The organism is Actinacidiphila sp. bgisy167 (genome assembly GCF_965342175.1).
Taxonomy (GTDB): Bacteria; Actinomycetota; Actinomycetes; order Streptomycetales; family Streptomycetaceae; genus Actinacidiphila.
This window is the reverse complement of record NZ_CBDRBL010000011.1, coordinates 47,566-64,446: the sequence shown is the minus strand read 5'-3', so window position 1 is coordinate 64,446 and position 16,881 is coordinate 47,566. Positions and strand designations below refer to the sequence as shown.

Below are 16,881 nucleotides of genomic sequence, written 5' to 3'. Positions count from 1 at the left end.
TCTTCCCCAGTGCCGCCCCGGTGCGACCCCGGGGGCCCGTCGCGCCCCGCGCGGCCTCCTGGCCGGCGGTGGACGACGGGACCCGGGCCGCGGGCCGCGGGCCGCGCGGCTACGGCTGCGGGGCGCTGAACGCGCTCAGGAAGCGGTCGCGGAAGGCGTCCATCCGCCAAACGGGCGCGTCGTGCGCGGGCCGCAGCCCCTCGCTCCATCCCCAGCCGGACACCCGGTCCACCACCTCGGGGTCGTGGGCGACGACGGCGACCGGCACGTCCCGGCCGGCGTCGACACCGACGACCGCCGGCACCGGCTGGTGGTCGCCGAGGAAGACCAGCACGGTGTTCCTGTTGCCGTACCTCGTCATGAACTCGATGAGGCTGGTGAGCGAGTACTGGATCGCCCTGCCGTACTCCCGGCGCACCTGCGCCGGGTCCCTCCAGACCTCCTTGGGGTCCCTGCCCTCCTTCTTGACGGCGTGGTAGGCCGAGCCGTCGCCGACCCGGTCCCAGTCGATCATGCGGGGGATCGGGGCCCACGGGGTGTGGCTCGAGACCAGGACGACCTCCGACATCATCGGCCGGCGGGCCGCCTTCCGGTGCTCCAGGCGCTCGAAGGCCGACAGTGTGTACTGGTCGGGCACCGGCGACCAGCTGAACTTGGGCCCCCGGTAGCCCATGCCGCGCGAGTCGTGGACGTGGTCCAGGCCGAAGAACCGGCCCTCTGGCCACGCCCGGGTGACGCCGGGCATCATGCCGACCGTCCGGAAGTCGCCGGTGCGTTTGAAGGCGCTGGTCAGGGTCATCCGGTCGCTGGAACTCACATAGCGGTAGCGCTGCTGGTCCGGGACCCACAGCCCGGACAGGAAGGTGGTGTGGGCGAGCCAACTGCCCCCTCCGGTGACGGGGGAGCTCAGCCAGCCGCTGCGGGCGGAGAACCCCGCGTCGGCGAGCCGGCGGGTGCCGTCGCGGAGCACCGCGTCGATCCCCGTGGCCAGCGCCGGGTCCTCGACCGCGCCGCGTCCGTAGCTCTCGACGAACGTGAAGATGACGTCCTTGCCGCGCAGTCCGGACAGCAGGCGCTCGGGCGGGAGCTTCGCGAACGGGTCGTCGGCAAGCTTCGTCGCGAACGCCTTCTGGTCGGCCAGGCCCTGCCGCACCAGATCGACGTGGCCCCGCACCCGCAGACTGGCGTTCCTGGCGGCGAGGTTCGTCCCGGCGACCTGGATGCCGAGGGTCGCGCACGTCATCCAGACCACGCCGGCGACCAGGGCGCCGCGGCGTGCCACCGGGGAGTGCCGCGCCATCACCTTGGTGAGCCGCACCACCGCCAGCGGCATCAGGACGAGCAGGGCGAGGACGGCGACCAGGGCCGCGGCCAGCGCGCCGTACGCGGTCTTCCGCCCGGCCGAGTCCTTCAGGAACGACAGCCCGTCGGCGAACAGCGGCCAGTCGAACAGCAGGTGGAAGGGGCGCCGCAGCGTCTGGTGGAAGCCCATGTCCACGCAGTCGAGGACGAGCAGGCAACCGAGGACGACACCGGTCAGCACCGCCACCGCGCGCCGCGGCCGGGGCGGCAGCACGAGCAGCAGGGCGGCCAGCAGGATCGGCTCCGCCGGGACACGGGCGAAATGCGAGACGGTCAGACGGGAGAGCCGATCGGGCATCAGGAAGGCGGAGAGCACCAGGACGGCGGCGAGGGCCGTGAGGCTCCACGACGCGGCGCGCCGGACGCCCGGATGCCGCTCCCGGCGGCGGGTGGGCGAGCCCGGCGCGCCGGAGTCCCCCTGCGTGCCCTGTTCCTCCTCCGCACCGCCGCCGGCGGCTGCCTCCGGGGCGGGTGAATCCGCTTCTGCCGCTTCCGCCGGCTCCCCCGGCTCCGCTTCGGCCGTCTTCGACGGGGTCCCGTCCGGGGGCTGTCGCTCCGTCGACGCCGCCTGGTCCCTTGACGGTCGCTGATGAGCGCTGGAGAGCGACACCCGACGTTCCTTCCGAGCGAGCCACAGTGAGGGACGGCGACCCGGACGGGAGAGCCCGGGCCGCCGACAAGCCTGTACGGCCCGCCGGCCGCCCCCGTTCACCCGGACTCGGCGCATCACGAGAACGGCCCAACATATGGGCGGATCTTTACGGAAAGGGGCAGGCCGGGGCGGCCCGGGCCCCTCCTGACCCGCCGTCGAGCGGACGGCGTCAGGAGTCGCCAGGGAAGCGGGTGGGAGCAACGGCGGGACACCCGCATGAGGTCAGCCGCCGTGCTCGGTCCGGGCGCCCGGTCCCAGGCGTTCGATGATCGTACGGACCTCCTGCCGGTCGAGCTCGTAGATCGTTTCGCCGGCGCGTGGGTCGCGCGCGTGCAGGGTGTGGATCAGCGGCCCGCCGTGGGCGCCGATCTCGACCAAGGTCGCGGAGGCTCCCCGGACGGCGCGCTCGGTGCCGGTCGGCGCGGTCAGGTCGACCCGGCCGACGACCCCGGGCGTCACCGACACCGGCACGGACTCCAGGTGCCCGGACAGTTGGAGGTGGAAGTGGCCGCAGAGGATCAGCCGGACGTCCGTGCCGCGGATCGCGTCGGCCAGCTCACCGGGGTTGCGCAGGCCCAGCGCACGCTGCACCTCGACGTCGAGCGTGATCGGCGGATGGTGCAGCACCAGCACGCTGCCCATGGGGGCCGGTACGGACAGGACCTCCCTCAGCCAGGCGAGCTGCGCCCCGCCGAGCAGGCCGTAACCCATCCCGGGCACGAGCGAGTCGAGCGTGACGAAGCGGTAGCCGTCCACCAGGCTCACGGCCGCCCGCTCCCCGGCGGGCGAGGTGAGCATCGTCAGGGCGTGGTTGCGGCCGTCCGGGCGCAGGTGCCCGCTGCCCAGCGCCCGGGCGAAGGCGCGCCGCTCGTCGTGGTTGCCCGTGCTGTAGAACACCGGTGCCTGGCGGCGCAGGGCGAAGTCCCGGACGATGTCGCGCACGGAGAGGTACGCGTCCAGCGACCCGTCGTCGGCGATGTCGCCGCTGATGACGATGACGTCGATGTCCGCCACCGGCTCGAGGTCGTTGAGCAGTCCGCGCAGCGACTCCCTCGCGTTGACCCCACCCGCCTGCGGTGAGCCGAAACGGTCGAGGTGGGTGTCCGAGAGATGCAGGATCCGCATTGCGCGTACGGTACCCGGATCGCGCCGCGCCGTCACCGGGCGGCGTCGCGCAGCGGGCGGGGCAGCGCGCGACGGGACCCGGTCACGGGGCGGCGAGGCGGTTGCGCCACCGCATGACGTGCGCGGCCGGGCTCATCCCGGTATTGGTGCCGGTACCAGCTGACGGCGCCACGACGGGCGTCCCACCCTGGACTTCCGGGTTGGGGCGTGCTTTGTCTTCGGGGGCTTCTTCGTCCCCGCGTGGATCCCCTCACCGCGGTGCGGGAGGGTCCGGTCGCCCGGTCCCGCCTCATCCCGCGGGACCGGCGCGCGCGGGCGGTCAGCTCCTCGGAGTCGCCCAGTGACCGCACGCATCCCCCGGGCCACCGCGGTTCACGGATGGGCCCCCGCGGGCCCATCACACCGGGGGGCCAGGTCGATGATCGGGGTGCCGTCGGCCGCTGGTTTCTCCGGGCCCCAGACAGGCTCCCACTCGGACCGGACCACGGACTGCACCGCCCGGATCGTAGCGGCTACCGCAGGGACCTGGAGCATGTCCGGCCACAGGAGCAGGTAGGTGCGACGAAGCGGCCAGCTCTTCAGCGGGCGATGGACGAGCCCGGGAACGACGTAGGAACGCAGGGCCAGTTCGTTCATCAGACTGATACCGAGCCCGGAGGCCACGAGGGTCTGGATGGCCAGTGCATCGTCCACCGTGGCGACCACGCGGGGTGAGAAACCCAGGTTGGTGCATGCGGCCGTGAAGCGGTCCCGGATGCTCTCCATCACCCAGTCGCTGTCCGCCAGGTCGGCGAGGTGGATGGTCTCCTGGCCGGCCAGGGGGTGATCCTCGCGCATGAGGACGCAACGGCGGTCGGTGAACAGTTCCAGCCGGAGCATGGTCTCCTCTCCCTCCGGCAGGCTTTCGTTCTCCCAGTTGCAGAGCAGGCCGAGTTCTCCCTCGCCGCTCCTGATCAGTTTCCGCGCGTCGATCGGTTCAGCCTGCGTCAGGGTGATGCGGATATCCGGACTCAGTGTGCCCAGCCGTTCGATGACGCGTGGCATGAGCGTGACGCAGCTGCTCTGGAAGGCCACCAGGCGCACCAGGCCGCCCCTGCGCGCGACGGTCGCGGAGATCTCCTGGTCGGCCGCTCTGAGAGCAGAGAAGATCGTGTCGGCGTGGCGGACCAGCGCGTGCCCTATCTCGGTGAGTTGCAGCCCCCGCCCGACGCGCACGACCAACGGGGCACCCACGGACTGCTGCAGGCGGCGCATCTGGTAGCTCACCGCGGGCTGGGTGTAGCCCAAGGCCTGGGCCGCGGCTGTGTAGGAGCCGGTGCGCGAGACCTCGGCGAGCACGCGAAGCTGCTGTACGTCCACACGCAGATGAAACCATAAAGACTTTTGATGAGTCCACGAAAAATGACCCGTTGGACATATGCGCGGGTGATCGACTGGAATTGGCCCTCGACAGGCTGTCTCGGCGCTGTATCGCAGGAGCCCCGTTGTGATCGAACCCTCTGACAACCCCGTGGCCTCTTCCGCCGCCGCGGGGGCGGACCGAGCCCCGCTGGTGCGTCTGCGGGGCGTGAACAAGTACTACGGCACGGCCCAGGTGCTCCACGATGTGAGTCTGGACGTGCACAGCGGAGAGGTGGTGGCGATCATCGGCCCCTCGGGGTCAGGGAAATCGACCCTCTGCCGCTGCGTCAACCGCCTGGAGACGATCTCGTCCGGCACCATCGAGGTGTCGGGGGTCCCCCTGCCGGCCGAGGGGCGTGCGCTGTCCCGCTTGAGGGCCGACGCGGGCATGGTTTTCCAGTCGTTCAATCTTTTTCCGCACCTGACGGCCCTGGAGAACATCGCACTGGCTCCGGTGAAGGTGCGCGGCCTGTCGCGTGCGGAGGCGCAGGAGCGGGGACGACGGCTGCTGGCCCGGGTCGGCCTGGCCGACAAGGCCGACGCCCACCCCCCTCAGCTCTCCGGAGGCCAGCAGCAGCGAGTCGCCATCGCCAGGGCGCTGGCCATGGAACCGTCGGTCCTGCTGTGCGACGAGCCCACCTCGGCCCTGGATCCGGAGATGATCCAGGAAGTCCTCAATGTGCTCACCGAGCTGGCGTCCAGCGGAATGACCATGCTGGTGGTCACGCATGAGATGGGCTTCGCCCGCGAGGTCGCCGACCGGGTCGTCTTCATGGACGCGGGCCGAATCCTCGACATCGCCCCGCCGAAACGCTTCTTCGAGCAACCCGGCCACGAACGGGCCACGGAGTTCCTGTCGAGGGTGTTGCAGCACTGACGGACACCCCGATGGGCCCCTCCAGGTCCGCGGCTGTTCCTGCAGCGGCTGTCCCCGCTTCCGCCACAGCTCCGACCGCCGACCGCCGTGGTTTTCGTACGTCGATCCGCCAACTCGTCATCCCGACAGGAGATTGCACATGACCACGTCCAGAGAAGTCCCCCGTACCAGCAGAGGCCGTGCCGCCGCCGCCGCTGCCCTCGCCGCGGTCGCCCTGCTCTCGACCGCCTGCTCCAGCGGATCCGCGACGACCGAGGCCGTGCCGGGAGGGAAGGCAGCCCGTCCGGCGGCCATCGACGGATCGGCCATCGATGCGCTGATCGCCGCTGAGAAGCCGGCCGATGCCTCGCAGATACCGGCGGGATCCACCGCGGCCAAGATCAAGGAGCGCGGTACGCTCACCGTTGGCGGTACCCAGACCGCCGCGCTCTTCTCCCTGCTCGACCCGACGACCGGCAAGGTCGAGGGTTTCGACGCGGCGATGTCCCGGCTGCTCGCCAAGTACATCATCGGCAAGCCGTCGACGAAGCTGGTCAACGTCACCGCACAGACGCGCGAGGCGCTGCTGAAGAGCCACCAGGTGGACGCCGTCTTCGCCACCTACACGATCACTGCCGAGCGCGAGAAGCTCGTCAACTTCGCAGGCCCCTACTACACCGACGGCCTTGCCATCCAGGTCCGTAAGGGGACCACGGGCATCAAGTCGCTGGCGGACCTGGCCGGCAAGACGGTGATCACCCAATCCGGGTCGACTGTGCCGACGGCCATTAAGGCAGCCGCGCCCTCGGCCAAGATTCAGCTGTTCGAGACCAACACCGAGTGCGTTCAGGCGCTCAGCCAGCACCGGGCCGACGCCTACGTCCTCGACCAGGGAATCCTCGCGGGCAACGCACTGTCCAACCCCGGCCTCGAGGTACTCCCCGGCACCTACAGCCAGGAGCCCTACGGCATCGGGCTCTCGCTCGACGACCCCGACTTCAAGGCCTTCGTCAACAACTGGCTGAAGCAGGTCGAGGCCGACGGCACCTGGGCGAAGGTGTGGAAGGCCACCGTCGGTACCCAGGTGCCCGGCCCGGCTCCCACCCCGCCCACGATCGACTGATCTGTCATGACCTTCGTCGTCGCCCACCTGGGCGTGTTCGGTCACGGGCTGCTGGTCTCCGCGGAGATCAGCGCCTGTACCTTCGTCCTCGCGGCACTGATCGGCGCGTTCCTGGCGTTCTGCCGTGTCAGCCCGGTTGTGCCGCTGCGACTGCTCGGACGGTTCTACGTGTCCGCGGTCCGTAGTGTCCCGCTGCTCGTGCTGCTCACCCTGTTCGTTTTCGGGCTCCCCGAGATCGGGCTGGTCTACTCGCTGTTCTGGACCGCGGTGACCGCGATGGGCCTGTACTGGGCCGCCTTCTTCTGCGAGGTGCTGAGGTCGGGGGTCAGAGCGGTTCCGCGTGGACAGATCGAGGCGGCTCGTGCGCTGGGCCTGGGATTCGGCCAGACCCTCCGCCTGGTGATCCTCCCGCAGGCACTGCGGTCGGTCATCCAGCCGGTGGCCTCCCTGCTCATCGCGGTACTGCTCAATTCCTCGCTCGCCGCCGCCGTGGGCGTGACCGACGAACTCACCGGCCAGACGCAGTTGCTGGACCAGCAATACGCACAGGCGATGGTCACCTTCGGCGCCGCGGCGGTCTGCTATGTCGCTCTCGCATTGTGCATCGGCCGGGTGGCCGGGGCCCTCGACCGAAGGCTGGTGTCCTGAGCATTGACCCCCTCACTGAACGCACCTGCGGGCGGGACGGTGGCAGGACGGGCGGACCTGACTGCGGACTCACCACCGTCCGCGCCGTCTGATCTGTCAGCCAAGGCCAACCGGCGCGGCGCGGCCCGCCTCCGGACCGTGCCCGCGGTGCTCGCCCGACTCGAAGGGGAGGACGAAGGCCTCTTCGACCCGCCGGGCCCGCGCGGCCGGCGGAGGATCGCGGTGGGCACCGCCGTCTCGCTGGCCGGTATCGCCGCCGCCGCGGTGGTGGTGGTGCACCAGTTCGCGGCCCACGGCCAGCTGGACGGGGACAAGTGGCGTGTCTTCGGCCAGTGGCCGGTCATTCGCTACCTGCTGACCGCGCTGTGGGCGACGGCCCAGGTCACGCTCGTCAGCTGTGCGATCGCGCTGCCCTGCGGTGCTCTGCTGGCGCTGGCGCGCATGGCTCGTACGCCGCTGCTTCGATGGCCCGCGTCGGTGTACGTCGAGGTGCTGCGCTCTGTTCCGCTGCTGCTGCTCATCTACGCGTTCCTTTTCGGCCTGCCCAGCGCGAACCTGCACGTCCCGCTGTTCTGGCAGTTGGTGTGGCCGATCGTGCTGACCAACGCAGCGGTGTTCGCCGAGATCTTCCGGGCCGGAGTCCGTGCGCTGCCGCCTGGTCAGACCGAGGCGGCGTACGCCCTCGGCCTCGGTCATTGGACGGCGATGCGCTGTGTCGTGGTGCCCCAGGCGGTGCGGTTGACCGCACCGGCCCTGGTCAGCCAGCTGATCCGGCTGCTGAAGGACAGCACCCTGGGTTATGTCGTGAGCTTCCTGGAGCTGCTGAACGCCGCCAAGGTGCTCGGGGAGTTCAACCACACCGTGGTCCAGGCCTACTTGGTGGTGGCCGCCGTCTACGTGGTCCTCAACTGCGCGCTGGCGTCAGCCGCCGGACGGCTGGAGCGGAGCATCGGCGGTAAGAGCCCGCGCGTATAGGCGGAGCGGCGTCGCGGATCGACGGCTCTCGCCTGGTGGCGTCGTCGGTCGCCGCAGCTCCGCTGCGTCTTGCCGCCTTGTCCGGCGACGCAAGCGGCCGTTGTACCCCGGCCGGGCGGGGCCCTGCCGGCTGTCGCCGTTGCGTGAAGCCTCGCGACTCCCGAGCCAGGGCTGCCCACCGATTCACCTCACCACACTGACGCACACAGAAGAACAGAAAGAGATCTCGCATGTGCCGTTTCCTGGGCGTCGTCGCCGACAGACCCGCACCGGTGAGCGAACTGCTCACCGGTGACCTGGAACCGTTTCTCGCCATGGCGTGCGAGCACGAGCACGGATGGGGCGTCGCCTACCGTGACTCGCACGGGGCGATCCGGATCACGAAAGAACCCGAGCGCGGAGACCGCAGCGCCAAGCTCAGGTCCTTGCTGGACACCTGCGTGACCGACATGGCCGTCGTGCATCTCCGCATGGCCAGCCCCGGACTGCCTGTGCACCAGGGCAACACCCATCCGTTCGGTGACGCCAGAGCCGCTTTCCTGCACAACGGGGACTTCAACCCCAGGAAGATACTCGACACGTCCATCGACCCGGACCTGCTCAGGACGGCGGAGGGCGACACCGACAGCGAACGCTACTACCTCGCTGTCCGCACGCTGCTCGACAGGGGAACACCGCCGGCCAAGGCTGTCGCCAGGACCGCCGAGGAGATCCGCATGCTCGCGGACGCATACGTCAGCCTCAACTGCCTGCTGCTCACACCTTCCGGTCTGTTCGCGTACAACGAGCACAGCCCGGACTCCGAGGTCATCCAGCGGCGGGGCGCGACGTACTTCGACCTCTACCACCGCACCGAGGGCGGCAGGCTGGTGATCGGCTCGGAGGGTGCGCTCCGGCCGGACGCGGTGAGCCGGCAGGCGCCCGTGGGATGCGTCATGGAGATCTCGGCGGAGAACCGGGACGTGGTGGTGCACGATGTCTAAGGCGCATGCGGGCACACGCCCGGCAGCGGGAGCCGACGCGGCCACCACACTGGACGTGGACCGCAGCAACGACGTTCATCGGGCATGGGTGAGCGAGGCCGTGGGAAAGCTGCACGCCGACGCTCACCGCTCGGCGGATACGCACCTGGTGCGCCTGCCGCTCCCCGAGGAGTGGGACGTCGAGCTCTACCTCAAGGACGAGTCGACCCACCCGACCGGCAGTCTCAAGCACCGCCTGGCACGGTCGCTCTTCCTCTACGCCCTCTGCAACGGGTGGATCCTCCCGGGGCGTCCGGTGATCGAGGCGTCCAGCGGATCGACCGCGGTCTCCGAGGCGTACTTCGCCGCCCTTGTCGGCGTTCCGTTCATCGCCGTCATACCGCGCTCCACCAGCCGTGCCAAGCAGCGGCTGATCGAGCAACAAGGCGGTCGATGCCATCTGGTCGACTCCGCGGCAGAGGTCCACGAGACCGCTGCGCGGCTCGCCGCCGTCAGCGGGGGCCATTACATGGACCAGTTCACCTATGCCGAGCGGGCGACCGACTGGCGGGGCAACAACAACATCGCCGAGTCCATTTTCGCCCAGCTGCGCAAGGAACGGCATCCTGAGCCGGAGTGGATCGTCACCACCGCCGGCACCGGAGGGACCTCGGCGACCATCGCCCGCTACGTTCGCTATACCGAGCGCTCCACCCGGGTGTGCGTCGCCGACCCGGAGAAATCGGCGTTCTTCGACGGCTGGGTCAGCGGCGATCCGGACACCGTGCGTCCCGGCGGCTCCCGTATCGAGGGGATCGGACGTCCCCGGATGGAGCCGAGTTTCCTGCCGCAGATCGTGGATCGCATGATGCTCGTTCCTGATGCGGCCTCAATTGCCGCGCTGACTATGCTGGAACGCCTCACCGGACGACGCGCCGGGGGTTCGACGGGCACGGGGCTGTGGGCGGCGATGCGTATTGTCGGCGAATTGCGATCGACGGGTCGCTCGGGAAGCGTCGTCGCCATGATCTGCGATCCGGGTGACCGGTACCTGGACACCTACTACTCCGACGGCTGGCTGGCCGGTCAGGGGTTGCAGACGGCGCCGTACACGGAGGCGCTCGAACGGTTTTTGAAAACCGGTGCCATCCCCGCCTGAAAACGCCGAGGCGTGCGCTCACCCGCCCGAGTGCAGATCGGAGTTGCACACTCGAGCAGGGTAAATCCAGTGCTTCCGGCCCGTGCGTTCCACTCGCACGGGCTGTTTCCCTTTGTGCTGGGATCAGCCGGTGGCCGTCGTCCGCACGGGCCGGACCAGAACGCCGGGTCGCCCTTGACCCGACCCGCTTCACAAACGCGAAACACTCTCTTATTCCCCCAGGTGAAAAAGGCTTACTAAAGTTCGGGGAACCGTGGAGGGCCATCGAGGGTCCGGTGGATCGGCTCAGCCCCGACCTCTTTTGCTGCTGGTGTCCGTTTGTTGCGCGGTCGGGTGCTGGCGTCTCCTCAGGGGATGTGCGGCGCCCGATGGGGAAGGATGTGGCGTGCGGTGAAAACAAACAGCGGTGTCGCCGGTGAGGGACAGGACTGTTTTCCGCTGGAGAGGGACCTGGCGGAGCGGCTGCAGGGTGAGTCGCTCGAGGCCGCGGTGAACCGGGCGAGACAACTGTTGGCCGAGGCGTACCGGGATGTGCTCTCCCAGGTGACGGTGCCGCCTGCCCGGACGGCGGGGCAGGCATTCCTCGGACCACCTCAGTCCGCACTGGCAGCCTTGACCGCAGGCGGTGCGGAGCAGCGCGTGAACACCACCATTGCCGACGCCGCAAGGAACACTCCACTCGTGCCGGCCTTCGGTGACCCGGATGTCGTGCCGGCCGCCCGGCGCCGGTCACCGGTCGTTCCGCAGGAGTTCGAGGCGCCCTGGGGAGGCGAGCGGATCGAGGCCCCGATGAGCACCTTCCCCTCCGAAGCGCACTCCCACCTCCCGGACGTGTCCGAGGAGCCGTACGACCACCACGTCACCGCTGACACCGACGTCCTCCCTCCCACTCCCGCCTCCAGCACCGCGTCAACCCTTCATCCACCCCTTGCCGAGAACGGCGGAGGGCCTGCGGACGACCTCACGGAGGAGGACGAGCCGACGATCCCCGCCAGCGTGCTCAGCTTCGGAGCCAGGCACACGGGCACCAAGGCCATGGTGCACATAGGGCCGGTCCCGGAGTCGACGATGGCCATGCTGCGGCAGCAGGTGATCGACAGGGTCGAGGGCGATCGAGGTTCTGACGAGGCTTTCCGGCTCTCGGTGAACCGCATACTGACCGACCGCCTGCTCAGCTATGAATGGGGCAGGTTGCTCGGCGTCTCCGGCCTTCCGTTGACCGTGGAGTACCGGGGGAAGCGCTACCCGATCTCCCTGCGTGCGAGCCTGAGGGCGACCGGCCCCTCGGCGGAACAACTCGATCCCATGCCCGACGGTCCTCCGGTAGCGACTCAGACCTGGACGATCGGTATGGCTGAAACGGGTGACACCGCGGCCACCAGCAACCACCGCGTCATGTCCTACGCCTTCAACCACACGTTCCCGATTCCCGGGAGCGGTCAGTGGACGCTACCCGTCGGCTTCAGCCTCAACCTGACACACAACCAGTTCGCGACGAACGTGGCTGCGAGTACGACGACACAACCCATGCAATTCCTCCGGAGCAGGGGTCGCCACTGGCCGTACGACTTCGAGGTGACATGGGAACTGCGGCTCGGCGACGCCTTGCGGCGACTGGTTTCCGGCCGGATCCCGGACGACGGCTGGCAACCCGTCACCGCTGACGGCGGTGATCCCCTGGTCGTCTGGTTCCCCACCTACCTTCTCCAGGACAATCCGCTGCCGGTGGCAGACCCCGGCAAGCCCGAGACCGTTCCCCCCGACGTCTCCCGACTTGCCGTGTCCGACGAGCGGTTGTTCGGAGTGGAGGCGTTCCCTCAGCACGACCGGCTCTTCGCCGACGTGATGGCGTCCTTCTCGCTGGACCTGTCGGAGGCTTCCGAGGATGCGCTGCGCGCGTTCTTCGACGAGGGCGTGCTCCGCACGTCGGTCATCAGCATGGTCAACGGCTCGGTAAACTCCCCCCTGTTGTATGACCGGACCGGCAACGCCCTTGGGTATCTGCGGTTGACCGGCACCCTGAGCGACACTCAGGCCATCACCGGGCCGACCTCGGAGAAGACGGTTCTGGAGTCCTATGTCCTGAGGTCCACGCGCATGCAGGTGAGCGCGTCCACCACCAACGCCCTGGGGGCCGGCGTGACCCTGGGCGTGTCCCGGGCGAACCTGGGCTCGGAAGACACCCCGAGGAGCGGTCAGATCACCGCGCAAGGCGGTGCGCTGCACCAGTCCAGCCACACGCTCAACTCGGGTGGAAGCGCTCGTACGGCGCAATCCCTGCGGTCCGCCGCGCCACTGCTCCATGTCACGCCCGATCTCCACGCGCGTGTGACGCTGATCCGTGCCGATGCCGGGCCCGTCGAGGCCGCACCGGGCACACCGATGCACGGCGGACACTCCTATCCGCTGCCCATGCTCGTGCCGTCGGTGGTCTCGCTCGGCCACGCCCCGGAGGGACCGAGGCATCTCCCGCCCAAGATGAGCGATCTGCGGAGCTTCGGAATCACCACGACGGTAGGGCGGGTCGAAGGCGCCGAGCCGTTGTTCACACAAGCCGAGCAGTGGTTGCGCGACCGCCACTTCCTGCCGCCGGACGAAGAGAGTCCGGTCAGGACGGACCAGGCCGGCCGCGCCATGCTGCTGGTCAACGCCCGCAAGCTCGACCAGATGCGCAGCGGTCTGGAGCTACGGGCGGCCTTCCCCCAGATGCCCGACGGCGGCACCAAGGTGTGGTTCGAGAAGCCCACGTATGCCGGGACCGAACGCGTCGTCCTGACCCTCACCGCGGAGCGCCGGCATGGCGACGGACAGGGCAGTGGAAACAGCGACGACCAGGTGGTGCACGAGTGGAGCTACCCGGGTGTCCAGACGTTGAACTACATCGGCTCGTCCATCGTGGGCAACGAGCAGTTCAACAACACGCCGTACGCCTGGAACGCCGGGGTCAGCGCGACGGTCACCAACCCGCTGGGCCGACACGGCAACCTCCCGCTGCAGGCGGCCACCGGGCAGTACACGTACAGCCGGCAGACGAGCCGAAGTGACGCCGCAGGCTTTGGCAGCGGCTTCGAGAACTATGTGCTCAGTCCGACGGAGAACGGAGTGCAGAGGTTCAAGGTCCCGGTCACCTTCCGGATGACGATCTCCTACAGCCATGGCGAGGGTGCCGCCTTCGATCCGGTGCACGGTTCCGCACGGTTGATCGTCCCGACTTACGAGACCCTCGACGGACCCCCCACCCAACCGCGTCCCGGACCGGTGGTGGCCAGACGCTCCACCGACGCCGACACCCGGAGCCTGGCGCTGCCCCGCGCGGGGCGCACCTACGACACCGGCGTCCTGCGGATACCCGAGACCGCGCTCTTCACCGACATCCGCGGCAGTGGCGACCTGCAGAAGGCAGTCCGCAGCCTGCTCGGCGAGATCGAGGAGGAAGCCGCCCGGCTGGCCCAGGAGCCCCTGGACCTGCCGGGGCGCTACCCGGACGACGCCACGAACACAGCTGGGGCGAGGCGGGAAACCCCGAGCACCTCGTCCTCCTCGCTGCCGCCGCCCGCCACCTACCCTCCCCGGCGCGGGCAAGCCGTCGTGCCCCAGGAACCGGGGATCATGTCCCCGGTCTGGCGGGGGATGAACGGCTTCACGAAGTGGGTGGGTGACCAGGCCTCCGGAGTCGGCCGCTGGCTGTGGCAGGCCGCGGTGGGCGAGCCCGCGGCCAACCCGGAGTCCATGGCGAGCGAAGCCGTGTACGCCGCACTGTCGCCCCAGCACATCGCCGCGAACGCCTTGCGCATATTTCGCGACTCCTATGACGTCGAGGGTTTTGGTACCCCGGGCCTCCTGAGCGGCACGGTCATCACCGTCAGCGTGACCGGCTATCTCACGAATCTGCAGGTGCTCCCGCAGGCGCCCAAGATGGACGCGGAGCGCTGGCTCCAGTCCACCAACACGTCGATGTCCACCGTCACCGGCCAGTCCTCCCACAGATTCGGCGCGACTCTGGCCGGAAGCTACGAGGCCGGAGCGGGGTCGTTCACACCGTCGGGCAGCTACCAGTACGCCACCACCTCCGCCGAGGGCGTCGGCGCACTCGACAACACGGGCGTCTTCCGCGTCACCAGCGAGGACACCACGGTCGCGCACCGCTTCGCCGCGGACGCGCACTACGTCGTCACCGTCGTGGCAGCCGGGCGGACGCTGGCAGGCGTGGTCAAGACGGCCCCCCGTCTGGAGCAGACGACGGTGCTGGACGTCCCCCACGCGGTCGAGTTCCTCCTGATGAACAACGACCTGCAGAACCACCCCGAGTTGACCCGACTGCTCCCTGCGACGGCACAGGCTGAGATCCCCGCCGCCGCCACGCCGGACAGGATGCTGCCGTCCTGGTACCGGCAGGAGGGCAGCGGCCGTGGCACTCTCGGTTTCGCCGTGGTGACCGAGGTCCACCTCCGCGAAGGGCGCAACGCCCTGCGGGACGTCCTGCGTGACGTGGTGGAGGAGCACGCGCAGGGTGTGACCCGGCCAGGAGATCCCGCCTACGTCGAAGGCGTGCTGACACGCATCAACGAGGCCACCGGCTCAGTGGGGCTGCGGACCCTGCCCAACGCCGGCCCGGACGGCCGCTCCGTCTTCCACTTCGTCCACTTCTCCTGGCTCGGCCCGCAGCTGGTGGAGGTCGCCCTGTCGGCCCGGCCGGATCCGACCGCCGACCTGGAGGGCATCCGGGGCCGGACGGTCACCAGCACCAGCGGTATGGACAACATCTACGGTCACACCAACGGCGACGGCGGCGCTCTCCACATCCCGGGTGCCACGCAGATCAGCGGTACGCGGTCGAGCAGCCATCTGTTCACCGCCGCCCCCGCAGGACAGACCACGGGCGGCCACCGTCCGAAGTTCTCGCTGACCACCGGCCGGGTGAACTCCGTTGCGCAGACCGCGAGCTCCACCCGTGAGCGACGGGCCTGGCAACGGACTTTCGGCTCGACCGTCGAGTTCAGCCGTGTACCGTACGAGTACGTCATCGATGTCAGCACCCGGCCCCTGGAGGAAGCGCTGCTCGTCCGCATCGTCGGCACAGCGGTGCGAAGCGTTCTTCACCCCTCCGCGGTGGTGTCCCTGCTCAGCGGGCAGCAGCAGCACACCGTCATCAGGCACACCAGGAAGTCCGTGCCCGCCGAGGTCAGCCTGCGGTTCAACGGAGCGGAGGCCCCCGTCGCCCCTGTCGCAGACGGCACGGTCACCGGCGCGGACCAGGCTCGGACGACGGAACCCCTGCTGTTCAGGAGCGACCCCCGGGAATCCGTACTCTCGGAGCCGCCCCAGGGCAGCCTGGTCGTCGAGATGGAGGTTCCTCCGGAGTTGCGGACGCTGCTCGCCGCAGGCCCCTGGGTGCCCAGCCGTCCGTTCGAGATCTACGAATTCACCGGCCTGGATCTGCTGACCCAGGCGCTGCGTGAGGTGGACCCGTCGTTGCGGCAGGATCTGCGTGCGCAGAACACCCGGTCCGGCGAGGGGCTGATGATCCGAATCGCCACCCTGGCGGCCAAGGGGAGAATCACTCTGCAGGAACCGGGCGGGGTCGCCGCCTTTGTCGGCCGTCCGCGCGCAACCCACTCGCAGACCGAGATGAGCGTCAAGATCTTCGTGGTGAGAAAGGAGGTCACGAGCAAGGACACCGCCATCGACCATATCGCTTCGGCGACCGACGGTTTCACATCCCAGGTCGACAGCACCCTCGTGCTCGAAACGAACTTCGGGGTCTCCTCGCCATACGGTTCCGCGGACCGCGGCACGTTCACGGTGCCGACCGGCGGCGACCATCCTCGTTTCGGCCAGACCGCCGCCATCAGCAGCAACCGACGTGAACTGCTGCGTTTCGGTACGCCGATGGTGAACGCGCAGGGCGAGGGACTGACGGGCCACCTGCTCCGTGCTGTCGCCGTCGTGGAGGTGGGCGGCCCCCGGGGGCGCCGGTGGGTCACCGGCGAAACCCTGCTGCGGGTGACGGAGACTCCTCCCGCCTGGCTCTTCACGACCACCCGGCGGCCTCCGGCAGTGGTGCCCGCGCCCGCCGTGTCGCCGGTCACGGTGCCGGCTGAAATGGACACGGCGCTCGCTGGACCCGGCAATACCGCCGCCGATCCGGGAGTACTCGAGCCGGAGCCGAACAACACGCGGGACAAGGAAGTACGCCACACCGCAGGGTTCGAATTCGGGCAGGTCATGAGGATGACGTCTGCAGCCGCAGACGAATTTCAGGCCGGGCCGGTGACGGAGGAACGCATGGCCGACCTCGCGGAACAAGCAGCCCGGAATATCAGGGACATCCTCGCTATGCCGCGCGGGGGGCGCGGCGGCACGGCCGTCCGGCTGGATACCGACCACGGTCCGAAGCTGCCGGAAATTCTGTTCTTGAATAAACTCGCCGCTGTCCTCGGGCGCACTATCACTCTCGTGATGGAAGGGGACGAGGACCGGCCTTTCAACCTCTGCCCACCTGAGTCCGGGCGTTGAGGGAGGCGGTTCGCTCACCGGTGACAGCCGCGGGCCGAGTTCGGTCACCCGGTCGTCGAGGTCGTTCGTGGACGGGCGCGGGCGGGTGCGGCGGCCTGTACG

The 16,881-nt window shown here is 69.3% G+C and carries 10 protein-coding genes; 7 read left to right on the top strand and 3 right to left on the bottom strand.

Annotation, left to right across the window (positions count from 1 at the left end; genetic code table 11):
• Nucleotides 1–109: 109 nt before the first annotated feature.
• The 3 genes from ACRWND_RS06760 to ACRWND_RS06750 all read right to left on the bottom strand — a co-directional run bounded on the left by ACRWND_RS06760 (nt 110) and on the right by ACRWND_RS06750 (nt 4,498).
• Nucleotides 110–1,972, bottom strand: coding sequence for a sulfatase (locus ACRWND_RS06760; protein WP_431946960.1), 1,863 nt, complete (start codon nt 1,970–1,972; stop codon nt 110–112).
• A gap of 264 nt (nt 1,973–2,236) precedes the next feature.
• Nucleotides 2,237–3,139, bottom strand: a complete 903-nt coding sequence (locus tag ACRWND_RS06755) for a metallophosphoesterase family protein (protein ID WP_431946958.1) — start codon at nt 3,137–3,139, stop codon at nt 2,237–2,239.
• 372 nt (nt 3,140–3,511) lie between these two features.
• Nucleotides 3,512–4,498: a LysR family transcriptional regulator gene (locus tag ACRWND_RS06750; protein WP_431946956.1), complete on the bottom strand. Its 987-nt coding sequence runs from the start codon at nt 4,496–4,498 to the stop codon at nt 3,512–3,514.
• 130 nt (nt 4,499–4,628) lie between these two features.
• On the opposite strand from ACRWND_RS06750, the gene ACRWND_RS06745 reads away from it, so the two are divergent.
• The 7 genes from ACRWND_RS06745 to ACRWND_RS06715 all read left to right on the top strand — a co-directional run bounded on the left by ACRWND_RS06745 (nt 4,629) and on the right by ACRWND_RS06715 (nt 16,779).
• A complete protein-coding gene (locus ACRWND_RS06745; protein ID WP_431947027.1) occupies nt 4,629–5,417 on the top strand; it encodes an amino acid ABC transporter ATP-binding protein in 789 nt (262 codons plus the stop codon).
• A gap of 139 nt (nt 5,418–5,556) precedes the next feature.
• Nucleotides 5,557–6,519 (top strand): glutamate ABC transporter substrate-binding protein, encoded by a 963-nt coding sequence (locus tag ACRWND_RS06740; RefSeq protein ID WP_431946954.1) that lies wholly within the window; start codon nt 5,557–5,559, stop codon nt 6,517–6,519.
• A 6-nt stretch (nt 6,520–6,525) separates the two neighbouring features.
• A complete protein-coding gene (locus tag ACRWND_RS06735) occupies nt 6,526–7,167 on the top strand; it encodes an amino acid ABC transporter permease (protein WP_431946952.1) in 642 nt (213 codons plus the stop codon).
• Between the two features lie 147 nt (nt 7,168–7,314).
• Complete coding sequence (locus ACRWND_RS06730) at nt 7,315–8,142, top strand: amino acid ABC transporter permease (protein ID WP_431946950.1); 828 nt, start codon at nt 7,315–7,317, stop codon at nt 8,140–8,142.
• Nucleotides 8,143–8,372: 230 nt separating this feature from the next.
• Nucleotides 8,373–9,125 carry a class II glutamine amidotransferase gene (locus ACRWND_RS06725; protein WP_431946948.1) on the top strand — a complete coding sequence of 251 codons (753 nt, stop codon included), beginning with the start codon at nt 8,373–8,375 and terminating at the stop codon, nt 9,123–9,125.
• Entirely contained in the window at nt 9,118–10,263 is a 1,146-nt protein-coding gene (locus ACRWND_RS06720) for a PLP-dependent cysteine synthase family protein (RefSeq protein ID WP_431946946.1), read from the top strand. Before ACRWND_RS06725 ends, ACRWND_RS06720 begins: the two co-directional genes overlap by 8 nt.
• Before the next feature lie 390 nt (nt 10,264–10,653).
• Nucleotides 10,654–16,779 carry a hypothetical protein gene (locus ACRWND_RS06715; protein WP_431946944.1) on the top strand — a complete coding sequence of 2,042 codons (6,126 nt, stop codon included), beginning with the start codon at nt 10,654–10,656 and terminating at the stop codon, nt 16,777–16,779.
• Nucleotides 16,780–16,881: the final 102 nt, after the last annotated feature.